Source organism: Paracoccus sp. J55 (assembly GCF_000513975.1).
Classification (GTDB): domain Bacteria; phylum Pseudomonadota; class Alphaproteobacteria; order Rhodobacterales; family Rhodobacteraceae; genus Paracoccus.
This window is the reverse complement of sequence record NZ_AZVA01000007.1, coordinates 54,647-74,481: the sequence shown is the minus strand read 5'-3', so window position 1 is coordinate 74,481 and position 19,835 is coordinate 54,647. Positions and strand designations below refer to the sequence as shown.

Below are 19,835 nucleotides of genomic sequence, written 5' to 3'. Positions count from 1 at the left end.
ACGCTACAGGGACCGCTTGTCCGGCTTAGGTCTTGCCGGTGACGAATTCTTTCCGGGCGGCCAAGTTTTGCAAACGAGTGTTTCCAAAGGGCGATCCAGCAATGTTTCGTCACAAATTTGCCTGAGCGAGGCGCGCCGAAATCCGCTAGAACGGACGCATCTCAAGGTGATGACGATGAACCATATCCTGATCGTCGACGACGATCCCGAAATCCGCAACCTGCTGCGCCGCTATCTGGAAGGGCAGGGTTTCCGCGTCTCTGTCGCCGCCGACCGCCGCGAATGCGAGGCGCGGGTGACGGACGGCGCCCCGGACCTGATTGTGCTGGACGTGATGCTGCCCGACGGTTCCGGCCTCGATATCTGCCGCAGCCTGCACGAGCACCGGCCGGAGCTGCGCATCATCCTGCTGACCGCGCTGAAAGAGGACGTGGACCGCATCATCGGGCTGGAACTCGGCGCCGACGACTATCTGGGCAAGCCCTTCAACCCGCGCGAACTGGTCGCCCGCATCAAGGCCGTGCTGCGCCGCACCGGGGGTCAGGACGAGCCCGCCGCCCCCGATACCCGGACCTACGGCTTTGCCGGTTTCGAGCTCGATCCCGGCCAGCGCCGGGTGCGGGCCGCGGACGGCAGCGAGATCGAGCTTACCGGCGCCGAGTTCGACCTGCTGCGCGTGTTCCTGGAGCGCCCGGGCCGGCTCTTGTCGCGCGACCAGCTTCTGGACCTGACCCAGGGCCGCGACCGCGATCCGCTGGACCGTTCCATCGACGTGCTGATGAGCCGGCTGCGCCGCAAATTGGCCGAGAAGGAGCCGGCGCCGATCTTCCGCACGGTGCGCAACGGCGGCTATCAGCTGTCCGTGCCGGTCAGCGTGGGGGCGACGCGCGGATGAGCTCGCTCCAGACCCGCATCGCCGCCCTGCTGATCGCGGCCATTGTCACCGTCGTGGTGCTGGCGACCTATACCGCGACCAGCGTGATGCGCCCCCCCTTGCCGCAGGCCACGATGGAGCCGGTGGCGCGGCAGATCCATGCGACCCTGGCATTGCTGGGCCATGGCCGGCCCCAGGACCGGCCGCGCGCCTTGCAGCCCGCCCCCGCGGGGGGCGAGCCGGACGAGCGGATGTCGCGCTTTCTCGGCGCCGCCCTGCGCCATACCGGCCAGCCGCTCGATGCACGGGTCACCAAACTGCCGGGCCAGGAATCCTTTACCGCCTCGATCCGCATCGGCGACGGGCGCTGGTTCATCACCGAGATACCGGACCTGTCGCCGCCGCCCGGCCGCTGGAAGGTGCTGGTGATCTGGCTGACCCTGATCGTGCTGGGCAGCGCCGCCATTTCGATCCACGCCGCGCGCCGGCTGACGCGGCCGCTGCAACTGCTCGAGGATGCGGTGGATCGCGTCGGCCCGGACGGCGTGCTGGAGCGGATCCCCGAAACCGGCTCGGGCGAGGTGCGGACGGCGGCGCGGGCGCTGAACCGGCTTTCGGCGCAGTTGCGGCAGGCGATGGAAAGCCGGATGCGGCTGGTGGCGGCGGCGGGGCACGACCTGCGCACGCCGATGACCCGCATGCGGCTGCGGGCCGAGTTCATCGAGGACGATGCCGAGCGGGCGAAATGGCTCTCGGATCTCGAGGAGCTGGACATGATCGCCGACAGCGCCATCCGCCTGGTGCGCGAGGAGGTCGGGCTGGACGGGGGCGAACCGGTCCGGCTGGACCGGCTGCTGCGCCAGATCGCCCTGGAATTGCAGGTTCTGGACCAGAAGGTCGAGCTGGGCGCGCTGCCGCCGCTGACCGTCCATGCCGGCCCCATCGCGTTGAAGCGCGCGCTGCGCAACCTGATCGCCAATGCCGCGACCCATGGCGGCGGGGCGCGCGTGGCGCTGGCGCGCGAGGGCGGCAACGCGGTGATCCGGATCGAGGACGACGGCCCCGGCGTGCCGCCCGAACTGCTGGCGCAGATCTTCGAGCCCTTCTTCCGCGTCGATCAGGCCCGGCGCAAGTCCTTCCCGGGCGCCGGGCTTGGCCTTGCCATCGCGCGCGAGATCATCGAGCGCCACGGCGGCAGCATCACCATCCGCAACCGCCAGACCCACGGGCTGGAGCAGGTCTGCAGGCTGCCATGCGATGGGCGATAAGCGCCGGATCATCACGACCGGTTTCGTGAGGCGCTACACCAGCCCGCAAGCCCCCCATTATGCCAGGGGCGGCTCGCCCTTTCCGCAGGATCTTCTCCTTCGGTTTCCCTTTCGCCACCCGGACACCGCAGACCATGCCCTTGATCGGAACGCGCCGGGTTCATTCGCGGGGCCTGGGCGAAAACTTGTCTCGAAATCGGTCTGGTCCTCCAGCTGCTCCGGGCCGCAGCCCGTCAACCAGGATGATCTCATCGACCCTGGCTTTGATCCCGGTGTCCACGATGCTTCTGCGGCATCGTCCCCATGATCAAGCGCCCGCGTGGCCGCGGCGCGCGGGGCAGGATGGGGATCTTTCCGGGGCAGCGCCCGGAGCCTTGCGGGTCCCGGGCGCCATGCCGTCATTGCAGGCAGGGCTCGAACTGCTGGCGCGAGGCGTCCAGATGCAGGTCCACCGGCAGGCCGTGCCGGGCGGCGGCGTCGAAGAGGATGTCCCGATAGCGGTCGGGGTCCTCGGCCACGGCGGGAGTGCGGCCCATGGCGTCCGAGAGCCCGGCGGCGCGGTCGATATTGGCGCGCCGCCAGTCCAGATCCTGCCCGGGATGCGGGGGCATGAAGCCGACCAGCTGCAGGCGCACGCGGTCCGCCCAGTCGCCGCGCAGCTGCGCCAGCGCCTCGATCCCGGCAAATCCGGCATCCTTGTCGACATTCACATGGCTGCAGATCGCCGGGGTGCCATGCGGCAGGCAACGGGCCAGCGTGCGGCTGGCGCGGGCGGTGACATCGCCCGGCATCGCCCCCCCGTTCAGCACCAGGTTCAGCGTGACCGCGGGGACCCTCCCATCGATGTCCATTGCAGGATGCCCCGCCTCGGCGACACCGGAGTGATGCCGACGAAGCCAGATCATGCAGGCGGGGTTTTCAGGCAACGCCTGATGCGCCATGACGGCGTCACTCTTGTCCCCGCATTCAACCCCGCAGCCTTCGGGCGGTAAATCCGTCCGCGTCCTGATCGAGGAGGATGCCTCGAACCGCAGCCAGGCATTGACCTTGCTCGTCCCCACGCCGATGCCCCGATCCCGCTCCCTTCCCGGATCACCCCGGCCAGCCCGAATCCTGTGCCGCAGGACGCGGCGAGGGCGGGCTCTTCAGCGGCCTGCTAGTCGTAAAGCCCGGCGAAGCGGTCGCGCAGCAGGTTCTTCTGCACCTTGCCCATGGTGTTGCGCGGCAATTCGTCCACGAACAGCACGCGCTTGGGCTGCTTGAACTTGGCCAGCCGCCCCTCCAGCGGGGCCAGCACCTCGGCCTCGGTCAGGGCGGGGCTGCCGGTCGGGACCACGACCGCCGTCACCCCTTCGCCGAAATCGCGATGCGGCAGGCCGATCACGGCGGATTCGACCACGCCGGGCAGCGCGTCGATCTCGGTCTCGATCTCCTTGGGATAGACGTTGTAGCCGCCGGTGATGATCAGGTCCTTGCCGCGGCCGACGATGTGCAGATAGCCGCGCTCGTCGAATTTCCCCAGGTCGCCGGTGATGAAGAAGCCGTTCGCGCGCAGTTCGGCGGCGGTCTTTTCCGGCATGCGCCAGTAGCCCTTGAAGACGTTCGGGCCGCGCACCTCGATCATGCCGATCTCGCCCCGCGGCAGTTCGGCGCCGGTCTCGGGGTCGGTGACGACGATCTCGGTGCCGGGCAGCGGCAGGCCGACGGTGCCGGCGATGCGCTCGCCGTCATAGGGGTTCGAGGCGTTCATGTTCGTCTCGGTCATGCCGTAGCGTTCCAGGATCGCATGGCCGGTGCGGGCCTGCCATTCGCGATGTGTCTCGGCCAGCAGCGGCGCCGAGCCCGAGACGAACAGCCGCATGTTCGCGGTGGTCTCGGCGTTCAGCATGTCGTCCTGAAGCAGGCGGACATAGAAGGTCGGCACGCCCATCAGCACGGTCGCCCGCGCCATCGCCTCGAAGATCCGGTCGACATCGAATTTCGGCAGGAAGATCATCGAGGCGCCCGAGAACAGCACCACGTTGGTGGCGACGAACAGGCCATGGGTGTGAAAGATCGGCAGGGCGTGGATCAGCACGTCCTGCGCGGTAAAGCGCCACGCCTCGCGCAGCACCAAGGCATTCGAGACCAGGTTGCCATGGGTCAGCATCGCGCCCTTGGACCGGCCGGTGGTGCCCGAGGTGTAAAGCAGCGCGGCAAGGTCGTCGCTGGCCCGCGCCACGGTGGCGAAGGTTTCGGGCGCGGCATCGGCGGCGTCGGTCAGGCTGCCCCGCCCCTCGGCATCCAGCGTCACCATGCGGGCACCGGCGGCCTCGGTGGGCTCGCGCAACGCCTCTTGCCGGGCGGGGTCGCAGACGAAGACCCGCGGCTCGGCATCGCCGAGGAAATAGCCGATCTCGGCGGGGGTGTAGCCGGTGTTCAGCGGCAGGAACACCGCGCCCGCCCGCAGGGTGGCGAGATAGAGGATGATCGCCTGCACCGATTTCTCGACCTGCACCGCCACCCGGTCGCCGGGCTGGACGCCAAAGGCCGCCAGCGCATTGGCCATGCGGCCGCTGCGGGCGATCAGGTCGCCGTAGCGGATGCGTTCGCCGGCCTGCGTCTCGATGGCCACGGCCTCGGGGTCGGTGATGCCGGCGGCGAGAAGGTCGAACAGATTGTCACTCATGCGTTGTCCCCGTGATTCATGGGTTGGAAGCCGGCAGCGCGCGCTTGACGCTGTCCGATGCGGCGATGGCGCTGCGTTCGGCGAAGGCTTCGTGGTTCGCCTCGATCCGGTCGAGATCATAGAGATAGTTCACCATCAGCCCATGCGACTGCTTCAGCCCGTTGGCCGAGACATCGCCCAAAAAGTTCAGCCGCTCCAGCCGGGCACCGTTGCCCAGGTGGAAGCGCGCCACCGGATCGACGACGCGGCCCTTGCCGTCGCGGGCGCGCAGGAAATAGGCCGCGGCGGCGGCCAGAAGCGGCGCGCGCAGGCTTTCGGCCTTGGCCGGGTCCTTGTGCCAGTCGGGATCGTCCAGCAGGGCGAAGGCCAGGCGCTGGTCGGCGTCGATCAGTTCCGACATCGCGTCCTTGCGCTGCTGGGCCAGCCAGGCGGCAAAGCCCGGCACCGGCGACAGCGTGACGAAGTTGCGGATGTTGGGCAGTTCGGCCTTCAGCTCCTCGACCACCTGCTTGATCAGGAAATTGCCGAAGGACACCCCGGCCAACCCGCGCTGCGTGTTCGAGATGGAATAGAACACCGCGGTGCTGGCGCGCTCCGCCTCGATCGGCTGGCGGTCGAGATCGAGCAGCCCCGCGACATTGTCCGGGATCTCCTCGGTCAGCGCCACCTCGACGAAGATCAGCGGCTCGTCCACCAGCTGCGGGTGAAAGAAGCCGTAGCAGCGCCTATCGGTCGGCTGCAGGCGGTTGCGCAGGTCGTCCCAGTTCTGGATGGCATGCACCGCCTCGTAGCGGATGATCTTTTCCAGGATGCTGGCGGGCGTGTTCCAGTCGATATGGCGCAGCACGAGAAACCCCCTGTTGAACCAGGACGCGAAGAGATGCGCGAAATCGCCGTCCACCCGGCGCAGCGCGGGGTTGCCCTTCAGATGGCGCAGCAGCTCCTCGCGCATCCGCACCAGCGCCGCCGTGCCGCCGGGCGCCAGGTTCAGGCGGCGGAACAGTTCCTGCCGGCGCGGCTCGGCGGCGTCGTGCAGCGCCTCGATGGCCCGCCCGTCCTCGGGGTCGCGCTGCACCGCCTCCAGCGCCGCGCGGACCGCCGCCGGATCGGGGCCGAAACGGTCGGCGAGGTTCTGCAGGAAGGCCAGCCGCGTCGCCTCATCGGCATCCTCGAAGGCGGCGAGCAAGCCCTGCGCGATGGCCACCCCTGAAGCCTCGCCCCGACGCGACAGCAGCGCCTCGCCCAGCTCGCACAGGTCGGGCGCCTCGGTGGCGGTGCCGGCGCCCCGCCGCCCAAGCAGGCGGCGGCCGCGCTCTGTCAGCACCTCGAACAGCTCGCCCAGAAAGGCCGGGCGGCCGGGGCGCGGGGTCTCGACGGTCTTGATCATTTCGGGCCTCCGAAAAGCGGGTGGCCTGCCGGGATCATCCCGGCAGCACGACGAAGATCAGCCACAGCACGACCGGGGCGACCAGCGTCACCAGCGCGCCGTAGTTCAGCAGTTTGCGGAAAAACACCTGGCGGTCCACCCCGCGGGCATTGGCCAGAACCAAAGCGCCGTTGGTCGAGAAGGGGCTGACATCGACGATGGTCGAGGCGACGGCCATGCCGGCGATGAAGCCGATGGCGCCCACGCCCGTATCGCCCTGCAGGAACGGCACCGCCAGCGGGATCAGCGAGCCAAGCACCGCCGTGGACGAGGCGAAGGCCGAGACCACGGCGCCGATCAGGAACAGCATCAGCGCCGCCAGCAGGGGCGAGGCCATGCCGGCCACGCTGTCGCCGACGAAGTCGATGGTGCCCATGTGCTCCAGCACCGCGACATAGGTGGAAACGCCGGTGATCAGCACGATCTCGGGCCAGGCGACCTGGGCCATGGCGCGTTTCTGCATGGTCGGGTCCCACAGCGCCAGCGCCAGCCCGATGGTCAGCGAGACGAAGCCGATGTCAAGGTTGAAGGCCAGCACCAGCACCGCCAGCAGCGCCAGCCCGGCCAGCGTCGCGATCTGATAGGGGGTGCCGTCGGGCTGGTTGCCTTCCTCGACCTCGGCGACGAGGCGGTTCGATTCGCCGCCGCCCTCCTTGCCGATGCGGCGGCTCAGCGCCTCGGCCTCGCTGTCGCCGAAGATCTGCGGGCCGGTGGCGGGGCGGGCGATCTCGACATGCGGCACCGTGACCGGCTCGATCCGGTCCGCGTGCGCCTGCATCAGCTTGCGCCCGCCCAGGGCCATGAACAGCAGCAGCGCCACCGCCGCGTTGACGAAGAAGCTGGCGGCGAAGGTGGTCATCGGCGACAGCGGCAGCCCGGCCTTGGCCACCACGCCGTTGGTGATGCCGCCATAGATGCTGATCGGCGAAAAGCCCCCGGCCTGCGCGCCATGCACCACCATCAGGCCCATGAGCAGCGGCGAGATCTGGTAGCGGAAGGCAAAGCCCAGCGCGATCGGCGCGACGATGGCGACGGCGCCGGGGCTGACCGCGCCGACGGCGGTCAGGACGGCCGAGATGCCGAACATGATCCACGGAATCGCGCCGATGCGGCCCTTGACGGCGCGCACCGCCATGCGCACCAGCCAGTCGATGGTGCCGTTGTTCTGCGCCAGCGCGAACAGCCAGGTGATGCCGACCAGCGTCAGGAACAGGCCGCTGGGGAAACCGGCGATGATCTCCTTGGCGGCCTGGCCGGCCAGCAGGGTGCCGACCAGGAAGGCGCCGACATAGGCCAGCACACCCATGTTGATCGGCCAGATCGTGGCGACGACGAACATCGCCGCCAGCGTATAGATTGAAAGCAGATGCGGGGTCATGCGCGGCTCCTCTCCATGCAAACCTCCTTGTCGATTCCCGCGCCCTCCTCCGGCGTGCGAATCCTCTCACGGCGCTGTTATACGTTTCCGGTGCGGTGTTGTATATAACAAAACGGAACATGGATAAATGCCAGCGAACCGCCTATCTTTCGGGCAGAGAGGCGAAGGAGGCTTTCATGGCGACGATTCCCACCCCGCTGCGCATCCGCAACGCGCTGGAAAACGCCATCGTGGAAGGCAGATACCTGCCCGGCGCCCGTCTGGACCCCGAGGCGCTGGAGCGGGAATTCGACGTCTCGCGCACCCCGATCCGCGAGGCGCTGCACCAGCTCGAGGCATCGGGGCTGGTCCGGGTGGTGCCCAAGCGCGGCACCTTCGTCACCGAATGGAGCCCCAGCGAACTGGCCGAGCGTTTCGAGGTCATGGCCGAGATCGAGGCCACCTGCGGCCGCCTGGCCGCCCGCCGCATCACCGAGGCGGAAATGGCGGCGCTGGAGGCGGTGCATGGCGAATGCCGCCGGCTGGCCGAGGCGGGCGAGGTCGAGGCCTATTACGCCCGCAATTCGGATTTCCACCATTGCATCTATCGCGCCACGCACAACGCCTTCCTGGAGCAGGAGGCCTCGCGCCTGCATGCCATGCTGCAACCCTATCGGCGCATGCAGCTGAAGGTGCGCAACCGGATGATGCGGTCCTTTGCCGAACATGACGCGGTGGTGGCGCGCATCCGCGCCGGCGACGGCGAGGGCGCGGCCGAGGCGCTGCGTGCCCATGTCATCGTGCAGGGCGACCGTTTCCACGACCTGATCGCGGCGCTGCGGCAAGGGGGCTGAACCGCAGCGGCGGCATCCTGCGGCAATACCCCCGGGCGCATGGGGCCGAAGGGATGGAACAAGACCCATGGCCTGCTTGCGCGCAGGCAGCCCCGGTCGCGCGAGGCGGGCCATTCCAGCCGGTCGCGCACGGCGGTTCCTGGCCAAGGCGCGGCGGGTGGCGCTTTTGTCCTTCCCGACCGCCGGCTCGGCCGATCACCCGAGCCTGGGGCGCCTGCGCGAGACGCTGGCGGTGATCCGCGCCCCCGACCCCGGCTCCGCCGTCACCCGGCGGAACCACGGCGGTTGACCTGCGGCGGCTAGGACCGCTCGCTCGCCTTCCATTCCTCCCAGCTTGGCTGGCCCTTCATGAAGTGCTCGATCTGCTGGCGGTTGGCCTCCAGCCGCGGATCGTGGCGAAGGTAGAAGCGGGTCTCGCGCGCGATCAGGCCGGACAGGATCAGCAGCCCGATCAGGTTCGGAATGGCCATCAGCCCGTTCATCACGTCCGAGAAGCTCCAGACCACGCCCAGCTGGACCGTGCAGCCCAGCAGCACCGCCAGGGAAAACAGGATGCGGAAGGGCATGACGCCGCGATGGCCCACCAGCCGTTCCAGGTTGCGCTCGCCGTAATAGGCCCAGCCCAGGATGGTCGAATAGGCGAAAAGCACCAGCCCGACGGTCACGATCCAATGCCCCCATTGCCCCGGCAGGCCATGGGTGAAGGCCTGCCCGGTCATGATCGAGGGCGAGATCTGCAGCCCGGTCTGTGGATCGATCTCGTTCCAGACGCCGGTGGTGATGATGACAAGGCCGGTGCAGGACACGACGATGATCGTGTCGATGAAGGTCTGGGTCATCGACACCAGCCCCTGCCGCACCGGATGCGTGGTCTGCGCCGAAGCCGCGGCGATGGCGGCCGAGCCCATGCCGGATTCGTTCGAGAAGATGCCGCGCGCCACGCCGAACTGCACCGCGACCATGATCGTCGAGCCGAGGAAGCCCCCTGTCGCAGCCGTGCCGGTGAAGGCCTGCGAAAAGATCTCGCCCAGCGCGGCGGGCAGCGCCTGGATGTTGACCAGCAGGATATAAAGCGCCCCCAGCACGTAGAACAGGATCATCGCCGGCACCAGCCCGGCGGTCACGCGGCCGATGGACTTGATGCCGCCGACCAGCACCACCAGCGTCAGCCCGGCCAGAACCACGCCCGTGATCCAGGTCGGGATCATGAAACTGCGCTCCAGGTTCGAGGCGATGGAATTGCCCTGGGTCATGTTGCCGATGCCGAAGCAGGCGCAGACCGCGAATACCGCAAAGCACAGCGCAAGGGCCTTGCCGAAGCCGTTCGGGATGCCGCGCTCAAGGTAATATTGCGGGCCGCCGTTCTTCTCGCCGACCTCGTCGGTGGTGCGGAAGCGCACGCCGAGAAAGGCCTCGGAATATTTCGAGGCCATGCCCAGGATCGCCGTGACCCACATCCAGAACAGCGCCCCCGGGCCGCCGGCGGCGATGGCCGTCGCCACGCCGACGATATTGCCGGTGCCGACGGTTGCGGCCATGGCGGTGGTCAGCGCCTGAAATTGCGAGATGTCGCCCTCGGCATCGTCATCCTTGCGCTTGAGCAGACCGAGACGCAGGGCAGCGCCCAGCCGGACAAGCTGGATGCCCTGCAAGCGGATGGTCAGGTAAAGCCCGGTGCCCAGCAACAGGGGAACAAGAAGGTAAGGTCCCCAGACGATGCCGCCGATCTTGCCCAAGGCTTCTTCTATCTGATCGAGTCCCATTGATCCCGCGTTTCGTTATTGCAATGCCTACAGACGGGGAATTTCGGCGCCGAATGTCAAGCTCTGCCTCGCCCGGCGCCCGGCACGCGACGGCGGGCCGGCGGGGCTCCGCCGCCCGATTTCGCGCCCTGCCCCGCCCCCGGCCTTCCCGCCATGCCTCAGCCCGGTATCTGCCGCAGGATCAGGAACAGGAGCGCCGACAGAAGCGCCGCGGCAGGAACGGTGACGACCCAGGCCGCGCCGATGGTCAGCACATGCAGCCTGCGGACCAGCTTGCGGCGACGGCGCTCGTCCGCAGGAATATGTTCCGGTCGGGGAACGGCCATGCGGGCCTTCTTCAGGCGCCGCTCGGCGTCCCATTCCCGGAAAAAGCCCACCCCGAAGATCGCGCCCACCGCGATATGGGTCGAGCTGACCGGCAATCCCAGCCAGCTTGCCAGAATGACCGTGATCGCCGCCGACAAGGCGACGCAATAGGCGCGCATCGGGTTGAGCTTGGTGATCTCGCTGCCGACCATGCGGATCAGCTTGGGACCGAACAGGCTGAGCCCGAAGGAGATCCCGAAGGCGCCGATCAGCATGACCCACAGCGGAATGGTCACGTCGCCGTTGAAATTGCCGGTCTGAACGGTCTGCACGATGGCCGCCAGCGGACCGACGGCATTGGCGACGTCGTTCGCGCCATGGGCAAAGCTGAGCAGCGCCGCCGATGCGACCAGCGGGATGCCGAACAGCACCTTCAGCGACTTGTTGCGGTTCTCCAGCCCCGCGGACTGGCGGCGCGTGACCGGGATCATCAGCAGCCAGCAGCCCAGCCCGACCATCAGGCCCAGCAGCAGCGCGGCCCCCATCGAGACCTCGACCAGCTGTTTCAGCCCCTTCATCACCAGATAGGCGGCGAAGGTCCCCGCCATGATGCCGACCAGGATCGGCACCCAGATGCGGGCCGCCGCGATCTTGTCCTCGCGATAGACGATGCGGCTCTTGATCAGCGACAGGAAGCCCGCCGCCACGACGCCGCCCAGCACCGGAGAGATGACCCAGCTGGCGGCGATGGCCAGCATCTGGTCCCAGCTGACCGCGCCGAAGCCGGCCCCGGCGATGCCCGCGCCCACGACGCCGCCGACCACGGCATGCGTGGTCGAGACCGGCGCCCCGATCCATGTCGCCAGGTTCACCCACAGCGCCGAGGCCAGCAGCGCCGCCATCATCGCCCAGATGAAGGTCGCGGGCGTGTCCAGCGCCTCGGGCGCCACGATGCCCTTGGCGATGGTCGAAACCACGTCGGCCCCGGCGATCAGCGCCCCGGCGCTTTCGAACACCGCCGCGATGACGATGGCGCCGCCCATGCTGAGCGCATTCGCCCCCACCGCGGGGCCCATGTTGTTGGCCACGTCGTTGGCGCCGATGTTGAGCGCCATATAGGCGCCGAACACGGCGGCGGTGACGACGATCAGCATCTCGCCGCTCTGCCCCAGCAACATCGCCGCGGCGAGCCCGGCCAGGATGATGAAGACGAAGCCGATGCCCGGCGCCACCAAAGGCCGGGCCACATAGGCGGCAGCCGCCTCCAGGTTTGCGAAGCGGCCGAGATCGCGGTCCAGCGTTTCCAGGTGTCGGGGCTCGAGATCCTTGTCAGACATGTTCCGCCTTTCTGTTCCCGCGCGTGCTAGGAGCGAATCGACTACATATCAAGACGCATCCGACCGGAACGCGCCGCACCGACCCGGGTGCCCGCCGGGCTTGGTCCCTGCTTCGCGGAACGGGGCATGCCCGGCACGTCCCCCGCAGGATCGCAAGGCGAAACCCGGCGGACTGCCATCGTCGACAAGCCGCAAGGCCCGGCCAGGACCGGACGTCACGGCACCCTTCCTGCGGGCCTCGGCGGTTGTCGCCGGCGCCGGCTCTGGCTAACCTGCGTCCAGACAACCAGGCAAACAGGGATAAGCACATGAAACTCAGGACATTGTTCGCGGCCTTCGCCGTCGCCGCCTCTTTCGGCCAGGCCGCGGTGGCGCAGGAGATGTCGTTCTTCCGCATCGGCACCGGCGGCACGGCCGGCACCTATTACCCGATCGGCGGGCTGATCGCCAACGCGATCTCCAGCCCGCCCGGCTCGCGCGCCTGCGAGGATGGCGGCTCCTGCGGGGTGCCGGGGCTGGTGGCGACGGCGGTGGCCTCGAACGGCTCGGTCGGCAACGTGAACGCCATCAACGGCGGCGCGATGGAGGCCGGGTTCAGCCAGTCCGACGTGGCCTATTGGGCGCAGACCGGCACCGGGCTCTGGGAAGGCCAGCCGGCGGTCGAGAAACTGCGCCTGATCGCCAACCTCTATCCCGAAAGCATCCACCTGGTGGCGCGCAAGGATGCGGGCATCGGCTCGGTCGCCGATCTCAAGGGCAAGCGCGTGTCGCTGGACGAGCCGGGCTCGGGCACGCTGGTCGATGCCAAGATCATCCTGGAAGCCTTCGGCCTGTCGGAATCGGACATCACGCCGGAATATCTCAAGCCCGACCAGGCGGCCGACCGGATGCGCGACGGCGCCATGGACGCCTTCTTCTTCGTCGGCGGCTATCCGGCGGGTGCCATCGCCGAGCTGGCCAGCCAGCACGATGTGGTGCTGGTGCCGATCACCGGCCCCGAGGTCGACAAGCTGCGCGAGGACTATACCTTCTTCGCCACCGACACCGTTCCGGCCGGAACCTATGAGGGACAGGACGCCGATGTCGCCACGATCTCGGTCGGGGCGCAGCTGGTGACCAGCGCCGACCAGCCCGAGGAGCTGATCCACGGCATCACCGCGGCGATCTACAACGAGAACACCCAGAAGCTGTTCGCCGCCGGCCATGCCAAGGGCAAGCTGATCACGCTGGACAGCGCCACCCAGGGCGCAGGCATTCCCTTCCACCCGGGCGCCGAGCGTTTCTACAAGGAGGCCGGCAAGCTCGAATGAGCAGGCCCGCAACGTGACGAAAAGGACGCGGCCGGTCCCTGGTCCGCGTCCTTTGGTCCTGAACCGAACGGCAGGAAAACCGCATGACCGAGCCAACCCGCCCGCTTACCGACGACCAGCTTCGCGCGCTGGAAGAGGAATACGATCCCGAGGCGCGATTCCGCACGGTGACGCGCCCGATCGCCATCCTCTCGGGGATCATCCTGTTCCTGCTTGCGGCCTATCACTATTACACGGCCGGGTTCGGCATCCCGCGCGCGACCACGCATCGCGGGCTGCATATGGGCGTGTCGCTGTTCATCGTCTATCTCAGCTTCTCGTCGCTGGCGCGCAACCGGCACAGGACGGACGGTCTTGCCGTCCTCGGCGTGCCGGTGACGGACTGGCTCTTGGCCATCGGCGGCGCCGTCAGCGCCTTCTACGTGCCCTGGATCTATGCCCAGCTGCAATTCCGCGTCGGCAATCCGCTGCCGCTCGACATCGCCATGGGCACGGTGCTGCTGGTGGCGCTGATGGAGGCGGTGCGCCGCTCGATGGGCTGGCCGCTGCCGGTCATCGCGGCCCTGTTCATCGCCTATGCCTATTTCGGCAAGTCGATGCCCGGCATCCTGGTGCATCCCGGCGCGGACTGGGCCAATATCGTCAACCATCTCTACCTGACCTCGCAGGGCATCTACGGCACCGCGCTCGGCGTCATCGCCACCTATGTGTTCCATTTCGTGCTGTTCGGGGTGATGGCGCAGAAGATCGGCCTGGGGCAGCTGTTCATCGACCTGGCAACGGCGCTGGCCGGCCGTTTCGCCGGCGGGCCGGCCAAGGTCTCGGTGGTCTCCTCGGCGATGCTGGGCACGATCTCGGGCTCGTCGATCGCCAATACCGTGACCACCGGCGCGCTGACCATCCCGGCGATGATCAAGATCGGCTTCAAGCGCCATTTCGCCGCCGCGGTCGAGGCGGCTTCGTCCACCGGCGGGCAGATCACCCCGCCGGTGATGGGCGCGGTCGCCTTCCTGATGGTCGAATACCTGGGCATCCCGTTGCGCACCATCCTGATCGCCGCCGTCGTGCCGGCCTTCATGCATTTCTTCGGCGTGCTGGTGCAGGTGCATCTGGAGGCCAAGCGCCTGGGCATCCGCGGCCTGCGCCAGGAAGAGCTGCCCAAGGCGTGGAAAGTCCTGCGCGAGGGCTGGCTGTCGGTCTTTCCGCTGGTGCTGCTGGTCTGGATGCTGATGTCGGGCCGCACGCCCTTCCTGTCGGCCTTCTGGGCGATCACCGCCTGCATGGCGGTCTTTCTGATCCAGCGGGTCATGGCGTCGGGCGCCATCGAGGGCGTCAAGGAAACCGCCGCCGGCATCTATGAGGGCTTCGTCGCCGGCGCCCGGCAATCGCTGGCCGTGACGGCGGCCGCGGCGCTGGTCGGGGTGGTGATCGGCGTCGTGACCCTGACCGGCGTCGGCTTCAAGATCGCCTTCATGGTCACCTCGGTCGCCGCGGGCTGGGCCGCCTCGGTGCATAGCCTGCTGGCGGCGCTGCCCTTCGAACTGTTCAGCATCCAGACGCTGACGCTGCTGTTCACGCTGCTGACGACGGCGGTGGTCTGCGTGCTGATGGGATGCGGCGTGCCGACGACGGCGAATTACATCATCATGGTGGCCGTGGCCGCGCCGGTTCTGGGCATGATGAATGTCGAGCCGCTGGTGGCGCATTTCTTCGTGTTCTACTTCGGCGTGCTGGCCGACGTGACGCCGCCGGTGGCGCTGGCCGCCTATGCCGGGGCCGGGATCGCCGGGGCCAACGGCTTCAAGGCGGGCAACACCGCCTTCCGGCTGTCCATGGGCAAGGCGCTGGTGCCTTTCGTCTTCGTCTTCTCGCCCTCGCTGCTGCTGGTCACGCAATCCTTCACCCTGCCCGACTTCCTGCTGGCCTTTGCCGGCGCGGTGCTGGGCATCGTAGCGCTGTCGGCGGCGATCACCAACTGGCTGCTGGGGCCGCTTCTGCTGGTCGAGCGGATGCTGCTGCCCGTGGCGGCGCTGATGATGATCGCGCCGGAAATCATCTCGACCGTGATCGGTGCGGCGATCCTCGGGCTGGTGCTGCTGCGCCAGTATCTGGCCGGCTCGGGGCCGAGACCCGAGCCGGTCACCTGACCGTGCCCGGCCCCGGCCGGGTGGCCGGGGCCATGCGCCGGTCCGGTGCAATGATGATGCGCAGGGCCTCGGGATCTGCGCGGCTCAGGCGTTTCGCAGGTTCTGCCGCCCGGCCTTGCGGTCGCCGCCTGCCCCCTCAGCCGGCGCACCGATCAGCTGGTCCTTGAGACTGACCGAAGACACCGGCGGCAGGTCGAAATTCAGCCCCGCCTCCAGATGCCGCAGATGGTCGTCGGTCAGACGCAGCAGCAATTCCTCGTCACGCGCCATCAGGGCATCGACGATCCCGACATGGTCGTCGCAATGCGCGCATGAATGCGCGGCACTGGGATACATGCCCAGGATCAGGGTGCTGCGCATGGTCAGCTCGGCCAGGAAGCGTTCCAGCACGCGATTGCCGGAAAGCCGCGCCAGATACATGTGGAACTGCTGCGACAGGCGCAATTCGGTCGGCTTGTCCCGGCGGGCCCGCGCCTCGGCTTCGGCGGCGATATTGGCGCGCAGATAGGCGACATCCTCGTCGCTGACGCGGGCCACGGCCTGCCGGGCGATGGTCCGCTCGATGGCGCGGCGGGCCTGGAAGACCTCGCGCGCCTCTTGCGCGGAAGGGGTGACGACGAAGGCGCCGCGATTGGGCCGCAGCTCGACCACCTGCTTGGCGGCCAGAGAGGCCAGCGCGCGGCGGACATTGGCGCGGTTGCAGTTGAACAGCTCGCTCAGCGCCTGTTCGCCCAGCTTCGCCCCGGCGGGCAGGCGCTGTTCGGAGATCGCGTTCAGGACCGCATCGACGATCTGGCTTTCGGGCTGGGCGTCCATCGGGCTCGGCTTCTTCCTGCTTGGCCTGCGGAATTACAGGCAAATCCTGACCGTCGCAAGTATTGCACAAATCCGTTGACTTGATAACATGAATTGTTAACAATGATTGTTAACACAAATGGAGGTAGTGGTGGAAATCCTGGTCGTCAACCCCAACTCGACCCAGTCAATGACCGACAAGATCGTCGAGGCCGCCCGTGCGGTGGCCAGCCCCGGCACGGTGATCCACGGCGCGACCGCCGCCGGCGCACCCGCCAGCATCGAAGGCCATTACGATGAGGCGATGTCGCTGCCCGGCCTGCTGGCGCGGGTCCGCGAGGCCGAGGCGCAGGGCATCGACGGCATCGTCGTCGCCTGTTTCGACGATCCGGGCATCGCCGCCTGCCGGGAACTGGCCAGCGGCCCGGTGCTGGGCATCTGCGAAGCCGCGGTGAAGGCGGCCAGCATGCTGGCGACCTCGTTTTCCGTCGTCACCACGCTGCCGCGCTCGGTCCCGGTGATCGAGCACCTGATCCACGGCTATGGCCTGTCGCACCAATGCCGCCGCGTCCGCTCGGCCTCGATCCCGGTGCTGGCGCTGGAGGAACCCGGCTCGGACGCACGGATCAAGGTGCGCGATGAAATCCTGTGCGCCATCCGCGAGGACCGCTGCGAGGCCGTGGTGCTGGGCTGCGCCGGCATGGCCGACCTGACGGCCTGGCTCAGCGAAGAGACCGGCATTCCGGTCATCGACGGCGTCAGCGTCGCGACCCGCATGATCGAGGCGCTGGTGGGCGCGGGGCTGAGGACCAGCAAGATCAACGCCTACGCTTTCCCCAACGAAAAATAGGGAAGCAGGAAAAGGGAGGAGGACTGACAATGACAACGCATGAGATGGCGCCCGACAGCGCCGTGATCGAACACAAGGCCGTCGGAGAGGAAAGCCTTGCCCCGCAGGAGACCCGGATCATGGACCCGTGGTCCTACCTGTTCGCCTGGCTGGGCGGCTGCGTCTCGATCGGGACCTTCACCGTCGGCTCGGGGCTGGTGGGGACGCTGAACCTGCTTCAGACCTTCGTGGCCATCGCCATCGGCTGCACCGTCATCGGCGTCGCGCTGATGATCAACGGGCAGGCCGGGCACAAATACGGCATCCCCTTCATGGTGCAGGCCCGCTCGGCCTTCGGCTTCACCGGCACCCGGATCCCGGCGCTGGTGCGCTCGGTCCCGGCCATCGTCTGGTTCGGCTTCCAAAGCTGGATCGGCGCCGGGGCGCTGAACCTCGTCTCGGATACGCTGTTCGGCTATTCCAACATCTGGGTGTTCTTCGTCGGCTTCCAGGCCCTGCAGATCGGCCTGTCGGTGCTGGGCTTCCACGGCATCAAATGGCTGGAAAACATCGGCTCGGTCTTCATCATCTTCTCGCTGATCTACATGTTCTTCAGCGTCATCGACAAATACGGCGCCGAGATCAGCGACAACCTGATCAATGTCGAGGGCACCTGGGGCGCACCGTTCTGGGGCGGCACGATGCTGTTCCTGGGCATCTATTCGACGATGATGCTGAACGTCTCGGACTACGCGCGCGAGCTGCGCAAGAATGTCGGACCGCTCCGGCAGGTGGTGATCTATGCCAACTCGATCCTGCCGGCGACGCTGTTCATGGGCCTGATCGGGCTGATGGTCTCCAGCGCGACCGGCGAGGTCGATCCGATCAAGGTGTTCTCCAGCGCGGTCGACAACAAGCTGCTGCTGGTCGTGACGCTGCTGTTCATCGCCTTCGCGCAGGTGACGACGAACATCCTCAACAACGTCGTGCCGCCGGCCTATGCGCTGATGGATGTGTTCAAGGTCAACTTCAAGACCTCGGCCGTGATCGTCGGGCTGCTGGCCTTCGGCACCTTCCCGTGGGAGCTGGTCAAGGACGAATCGGCGGCGGGCCTGAGCCTGTTCATCCGCACCTATTCCGCCTTCCTCGGCCCGATCTTCGCGATCCTGGTGGTGGATTACTACATCCTTCGCAAGCGGAACCTGAACCTCGCCAAGCTTTATGATCCCGAGGGGCCGTATAAGGGCGTCAACATGGCCGCCGTCATCGCCATGGCCGTCGGCGTCGTCTTTGCGCTGATCTTCTCGGGCATCTCGTGGTATGCAAGCCTGCTGCCCTCGGGGGTGCTCTACTATCTGCTGATGCAGCACCTGCCCGCCGCCCAGCGTTTCCGCGAGAACTGAGCCATGAGCATCATCACCGGACAGGCCCGGCGCTGGACACTGGCCGCCGGCTGCGCCATGGGCCTGCTGCAGGGCCAGGCCCTGGCCCAGGACTCGGGACGGATCATCGTGCTGATCAACCCGAACTCGAACGAGGCCGCCACGCAATCCATGACCGAACTGGCGCAGGCCGCGGTCGGGGAAGCCGCCACGGTCCAGGGGCGCAGCAATGCCGGCGCCCCGGCCCTGCTGACCACGCCCGAGGACATGGCCAATGCGGTTCCGGGCGTGGTCGCCGCCGGCACCGAAGCCGCGTCCGATCCGCGCGTCGCGGCGCTGATCGTGTCGGCCTTCAGCGATCCCGGCCTGCCGGAACTGCGTGCGGCGGTCGGCATCCCGGTCCTCGGCATCGGCGAGGAGGTCTTCCACGAGGCCGCGCGCGACGGCCGGCCCTTCGGCATCGTGACGGTGACGCCGGATGAAGAACTGATCGAGTCCTTCCGCCAGAAGGCGGCCTCGCTCGGCTACGAGGCGCAATATCGCGGCGTCCGGGTCACGCCGGGCGACCCGGCCGAACTGGTCCGGGATCCCGACCGGCTCGACGCCGCCCTGGCCGATGCCGTCAGGCAATCGGTCGGCGAGGACGGCGCCGAGGCGGTGATCATGGGCGGCGGCCCGCTTTCGGCCTCGGCCATCCGGCTGCAGTCGCAATTCGAACAGCCCCTGGTGGTCGCGGTCACCGCAGCCGCCCGCGCTGCGGCGCAGAAAATCGCGGATCCGGACTGAACCGCCATCGCACCAGCAACGGGCCGGCATAGAACCCCCGCGCCCCGCACCGTTCCCGGTGCGGGGCGCGTGGGCTCTTTCCGGCTTGCTCCATGCAGGTTAGCCCCTTGCGGCGGCACCCGCAGGAGGAATGCGGCAGCGGCCATTCGCAGCACCTGGACGATGTGGCGGGGTGCACTCTGGGGCCCAAAAGCGCGCCAACCAATGACCGGAATCTTGATCTTCCCCAAGAAGGAAGCTGCCGATGCCTGATCCAGTGACTACGGACGGCCATCCGGGCGTGCCGCGACCTATGACAGCCCGCATATCCGTGATCGCGACTGTGCCAACACGCGTGAGATCGACCCCGTGTGCGGCACGGGCAGCCATGGCGTCGATCCGGCTCAATGCCATTCAGGTCAGGCGGGCGTCGGGGCCGTCCGTCCGAGCGAACGGTCAACCCGATCGCAGGTCGTGATCTAGGGCCGCCGCGCCTGGATCAGGCGCCACCAGCCCTCGATGCTGGGCTCCTGAAGCAGTTCCCGCGCGCTGACCGTGATGCCCGCCTGCTTCAGTTCGGCGACCAGCTTCAGCACCGACAGCGAATCCAGCCCCAGGAACAGCAGGTTTTCATCGGAACCAATCTCCGCCTCGTCGGGGACAAGCGCCTGCACACGCGTTTCCAGCCATGCCCGGCCGAGCGTTTCGATAGATCCGATGTCGTTCATTTCGATCCCGTCCTGTCCTACGCGGC

Annotated in this window: 17 protein-coding genes; 9 read left to right on the top strand and 8 right to left on the bottom strand. The window is 67.8% G+C overall.

Going from position 1 to position 19,835, the window contains the following annotated elements:
• Positions 1–175 precede the first annotated feature (175 nt).
• Together PARJ55_RS0108880 and PARJ55_RS0108875 are read left to right on the top strand one after the other, a co-directional pair.
• Positions 176–895 (top strand): response regulator, encoded by a 720-nt coding sequence (locus PARJ55_RS0108880; RefSeq protein WP_156929458.1) that lies wholly within the window; start codon positions 176–178, stop codon positions 893–895.
• Positions 892–2,142 (top strand): ATP-binding protein, encoded by a 1,251-nt coding sequence (locus PARJ55_RS0108875; protein ID WP_028712708.1) that lies wholly within the window; start codon positions 892–894, stop codon positions 2,140–2,142. Before PARJ55_RS0108880 ends, PARJ55_RS0108875 begins: the two co-directional genes overlap by 4 nt.
• A gap of 398 nt (positions 2,143–2,540) precedes the next feature.
• Here PARJ55_RS0108875 and PARJ55_RS0108870 read toward each other — a convergent pair whose 3' ends face one another.
• The 4 genes from PARJ55_RS0108870 to PARJ55_RS0108855 form a co-directional block, all read right to left on the bottom strand.
• The gene (locus PARJ55_RS0108870) at positions 2,541–2,993 is read right to left on the bottom strand and encodes a hypothetical protein (RefSeq protein WP_028712707.1); all 453 of its coding nucleotides are present in this window, start codon (positions 2,991–2,993) and stop codon (positions 2,541–2,543) included.
• 305 nt (positions 2,994–3,298) lie between these two features.
• Positions 3,299–4,810: a malonyl-CoA synthase gene (locus PARJ55_RS0108865; RefSeq protein WP_028712706.1), complete on the bottom strand. Its 1,512-nt coding sequence runs from the start codon at positions 4,808–4,810 to the stop codon at positions 3,299–3,301.
• A 16-nt stretch (positions 4,811–4,826) separates the two neighbouring features.
• On the bottom strand, positions 4,827–6,197 hold the full coding sequence (locus PARJ55_RS0108860; RefSeq protein ID WP_028712705.1) for a malonyl-CoA decarboxylase: 1,371 nt from the start codon (positions 6,195–6,197) through the stop codon (positions 4,827–4,829).
• Between the two features lie 34 nt (positions 6,198–6,231).
• Positions 6,232–7,614 carry an SLC13 family permease gene (locus PARJ55_RS0108855; protein ID WP_028712704.1) on the bottom strand — a complete coding sequence of 461 codons (1,383 nt, stop codon included), beginning with the start codon at positions 7,612–7,614 and terminating at the stop codon, positions 6,232–6,234.
• Between the two features lie 176 nt (positions 7,615–7,790).
• Between PARJ55_RS0108855 and PARJ55_RS0108850 the strand changes: the two genes are divergently transcribed.
• Positions 7,791–8,447, top strand: coding sequence for a GntR family transcriptional regulator (locus tag PARJ55_RS0108850; RefSeq protein WP_028712703.1), 657 nt, complete (start codon positions 7,791–7,793; stop codon positions 8,445–8,447).
• A gap of 157 nt (positions 8,448–8,604) precedes the next feature.
• A complete protein-coding gene (locus PARJ55_RS23920; RefSeq protein WP_232215684.1) occupies positions 8,605–8,736 on the top strand; it encodes a phosphate acetyltransferase in 132 nt (43 codons plus the stop codon).
• 10 nt (positions 8,737–8,746) lie between these two features.
• Here the strand turns inward: PARJ55_RS23920 and PARJ55_RS0108840 are convergent, their stop codons facing one another.
• Entirely contained in the window at positions 8,747–10,210 is a 1,464-nt protein-coding gene (locus PARJ55_RS0108840; protein ID WP_028712702.1) for a sodium:alanine symporter family protein, read from the bottom strand.
• A 158-nt stretch (positions 10,211–10,368) separates the two neighbouring features.
• A complete protein-coding gene (locus tag PARJ55_RS0108835) occupies positions 10,369–11,853 on the bottom strand; it encodes an inorganic phosphate transporter (RefSeq protein WP_028712701.1) in 1,485 nt (494 codons plus the stop codon).
• Positions 11,854–12,161: 308 nt separating this feature from the next.
• Here PARJ55_RS0108835 and PARJ55_RS0108830 point away from each other — a divergent pair, with 308 nt between their 5' ends.
• Together PARJ55_RS0108830 and PARJ55_RS0108825 are read left to right on the top strand one after the other, a co-directional pair.
• Positions 12,162–13,163, top strand: coding sequence for a TAXI family TRAP transporter solute-binding subunit (locus PARJ55_RS0108830; protein WP_028712700.1), 1,002 nt, complete (start codon positions 12,162–12,164; stop codon positions 13,161–13,163).
• A gap of 83 nt (positions 13,164–13,246) precedes the next feature.
• Complete coding sequence (locus PARJ55_RS0108825) at positions 13,247–15,310, top strand: TRAP transporter permease (protein ID WP_028712699.1); 2,064 nt, start codon at positions 13,247–13,249, stop codon at positions 15,308–15,310.
• Between the two features lie 84 nt (positions 15,311–15,394).
• Here the strand turns inward: PARJ55_RS0108825 and PARJ55_RS21755 are convergent, their stop codons facing one another.
• Positions 15,395–16,126, bottom strand: coding sequence for a GntR family transcriptional regulator (locus PARJ55_RS21755; RefSeq protein ID WP_051416211.1), 732 nt, complete (start codon positions 16,124–16,126; stop codon positions 15,395–15,397).
• 130 nt (positions 16,127–16,256) lie between these two features.
• Between PARJ55_RS21755 and PARJ55_RS0108815 the strand changes: the two genes are divergently transcribed.
• The 3 genes from PARJ55_RS0108815 to PARJ55_RS0108805 are packed head-to-tail and all read left to right on the top strand — an operon-like array spanning position 16,257 to position 19,102.
• Positions 16,257–16,955 carry an aspartate/glutamate racemase family protein gene (locus PARJ55_RS0108815; protein WP_028712698.1) on the top strand — a complete coding sequence of 233 codons (699 nt, stop codon included), beginning with the start codon at positions 16,257–16,259 and terminating at the stop codon, positions 16,953–16,955.
• Between the two features lie 29 nt (positions 16,956–16,984).
• Positions 16,985–18,337, top strand: a complete 1,353-nt coding sequence (locus PARJ55_RS0108810) for an NCS1 family transporter (RefSeq protein WP_028712697.1) — start codon at positions 16,985–16,987, stop codon at positions 18,335–18,337.
• Between the two features lie 3 nt (positions 18,338–18,340).
• Positions 18,341–19,102 (top strand): aspartate/glutamate racemase family protein, encoded by a 762-nt coding sequence (locus PARJ55_RS0108805; protein ID WP_028712696.1) that lies wholly within the window; start codon positions 18,341–18,343, stop codon positions 19,100–19,102.
• Between the two features lie 458 nt (positions 19,103–19,560).
• Here PARJ55_RS0108805 and PARJ55_RS0108800 read toward each other — a convergent pair whose 3' ends face one another.
• A complete protein-coding gene (locus PARJ55_RS0108800; protein ID WP_036697886.1) occupies positions 19,561–19,809 on the bottom strand; it encodes a phosphopantetheine-binding protein in 249 nt (82 codons plus the stop codon).
• Positions 19,810–19,835: the final 26 nt, after the last annotated feature.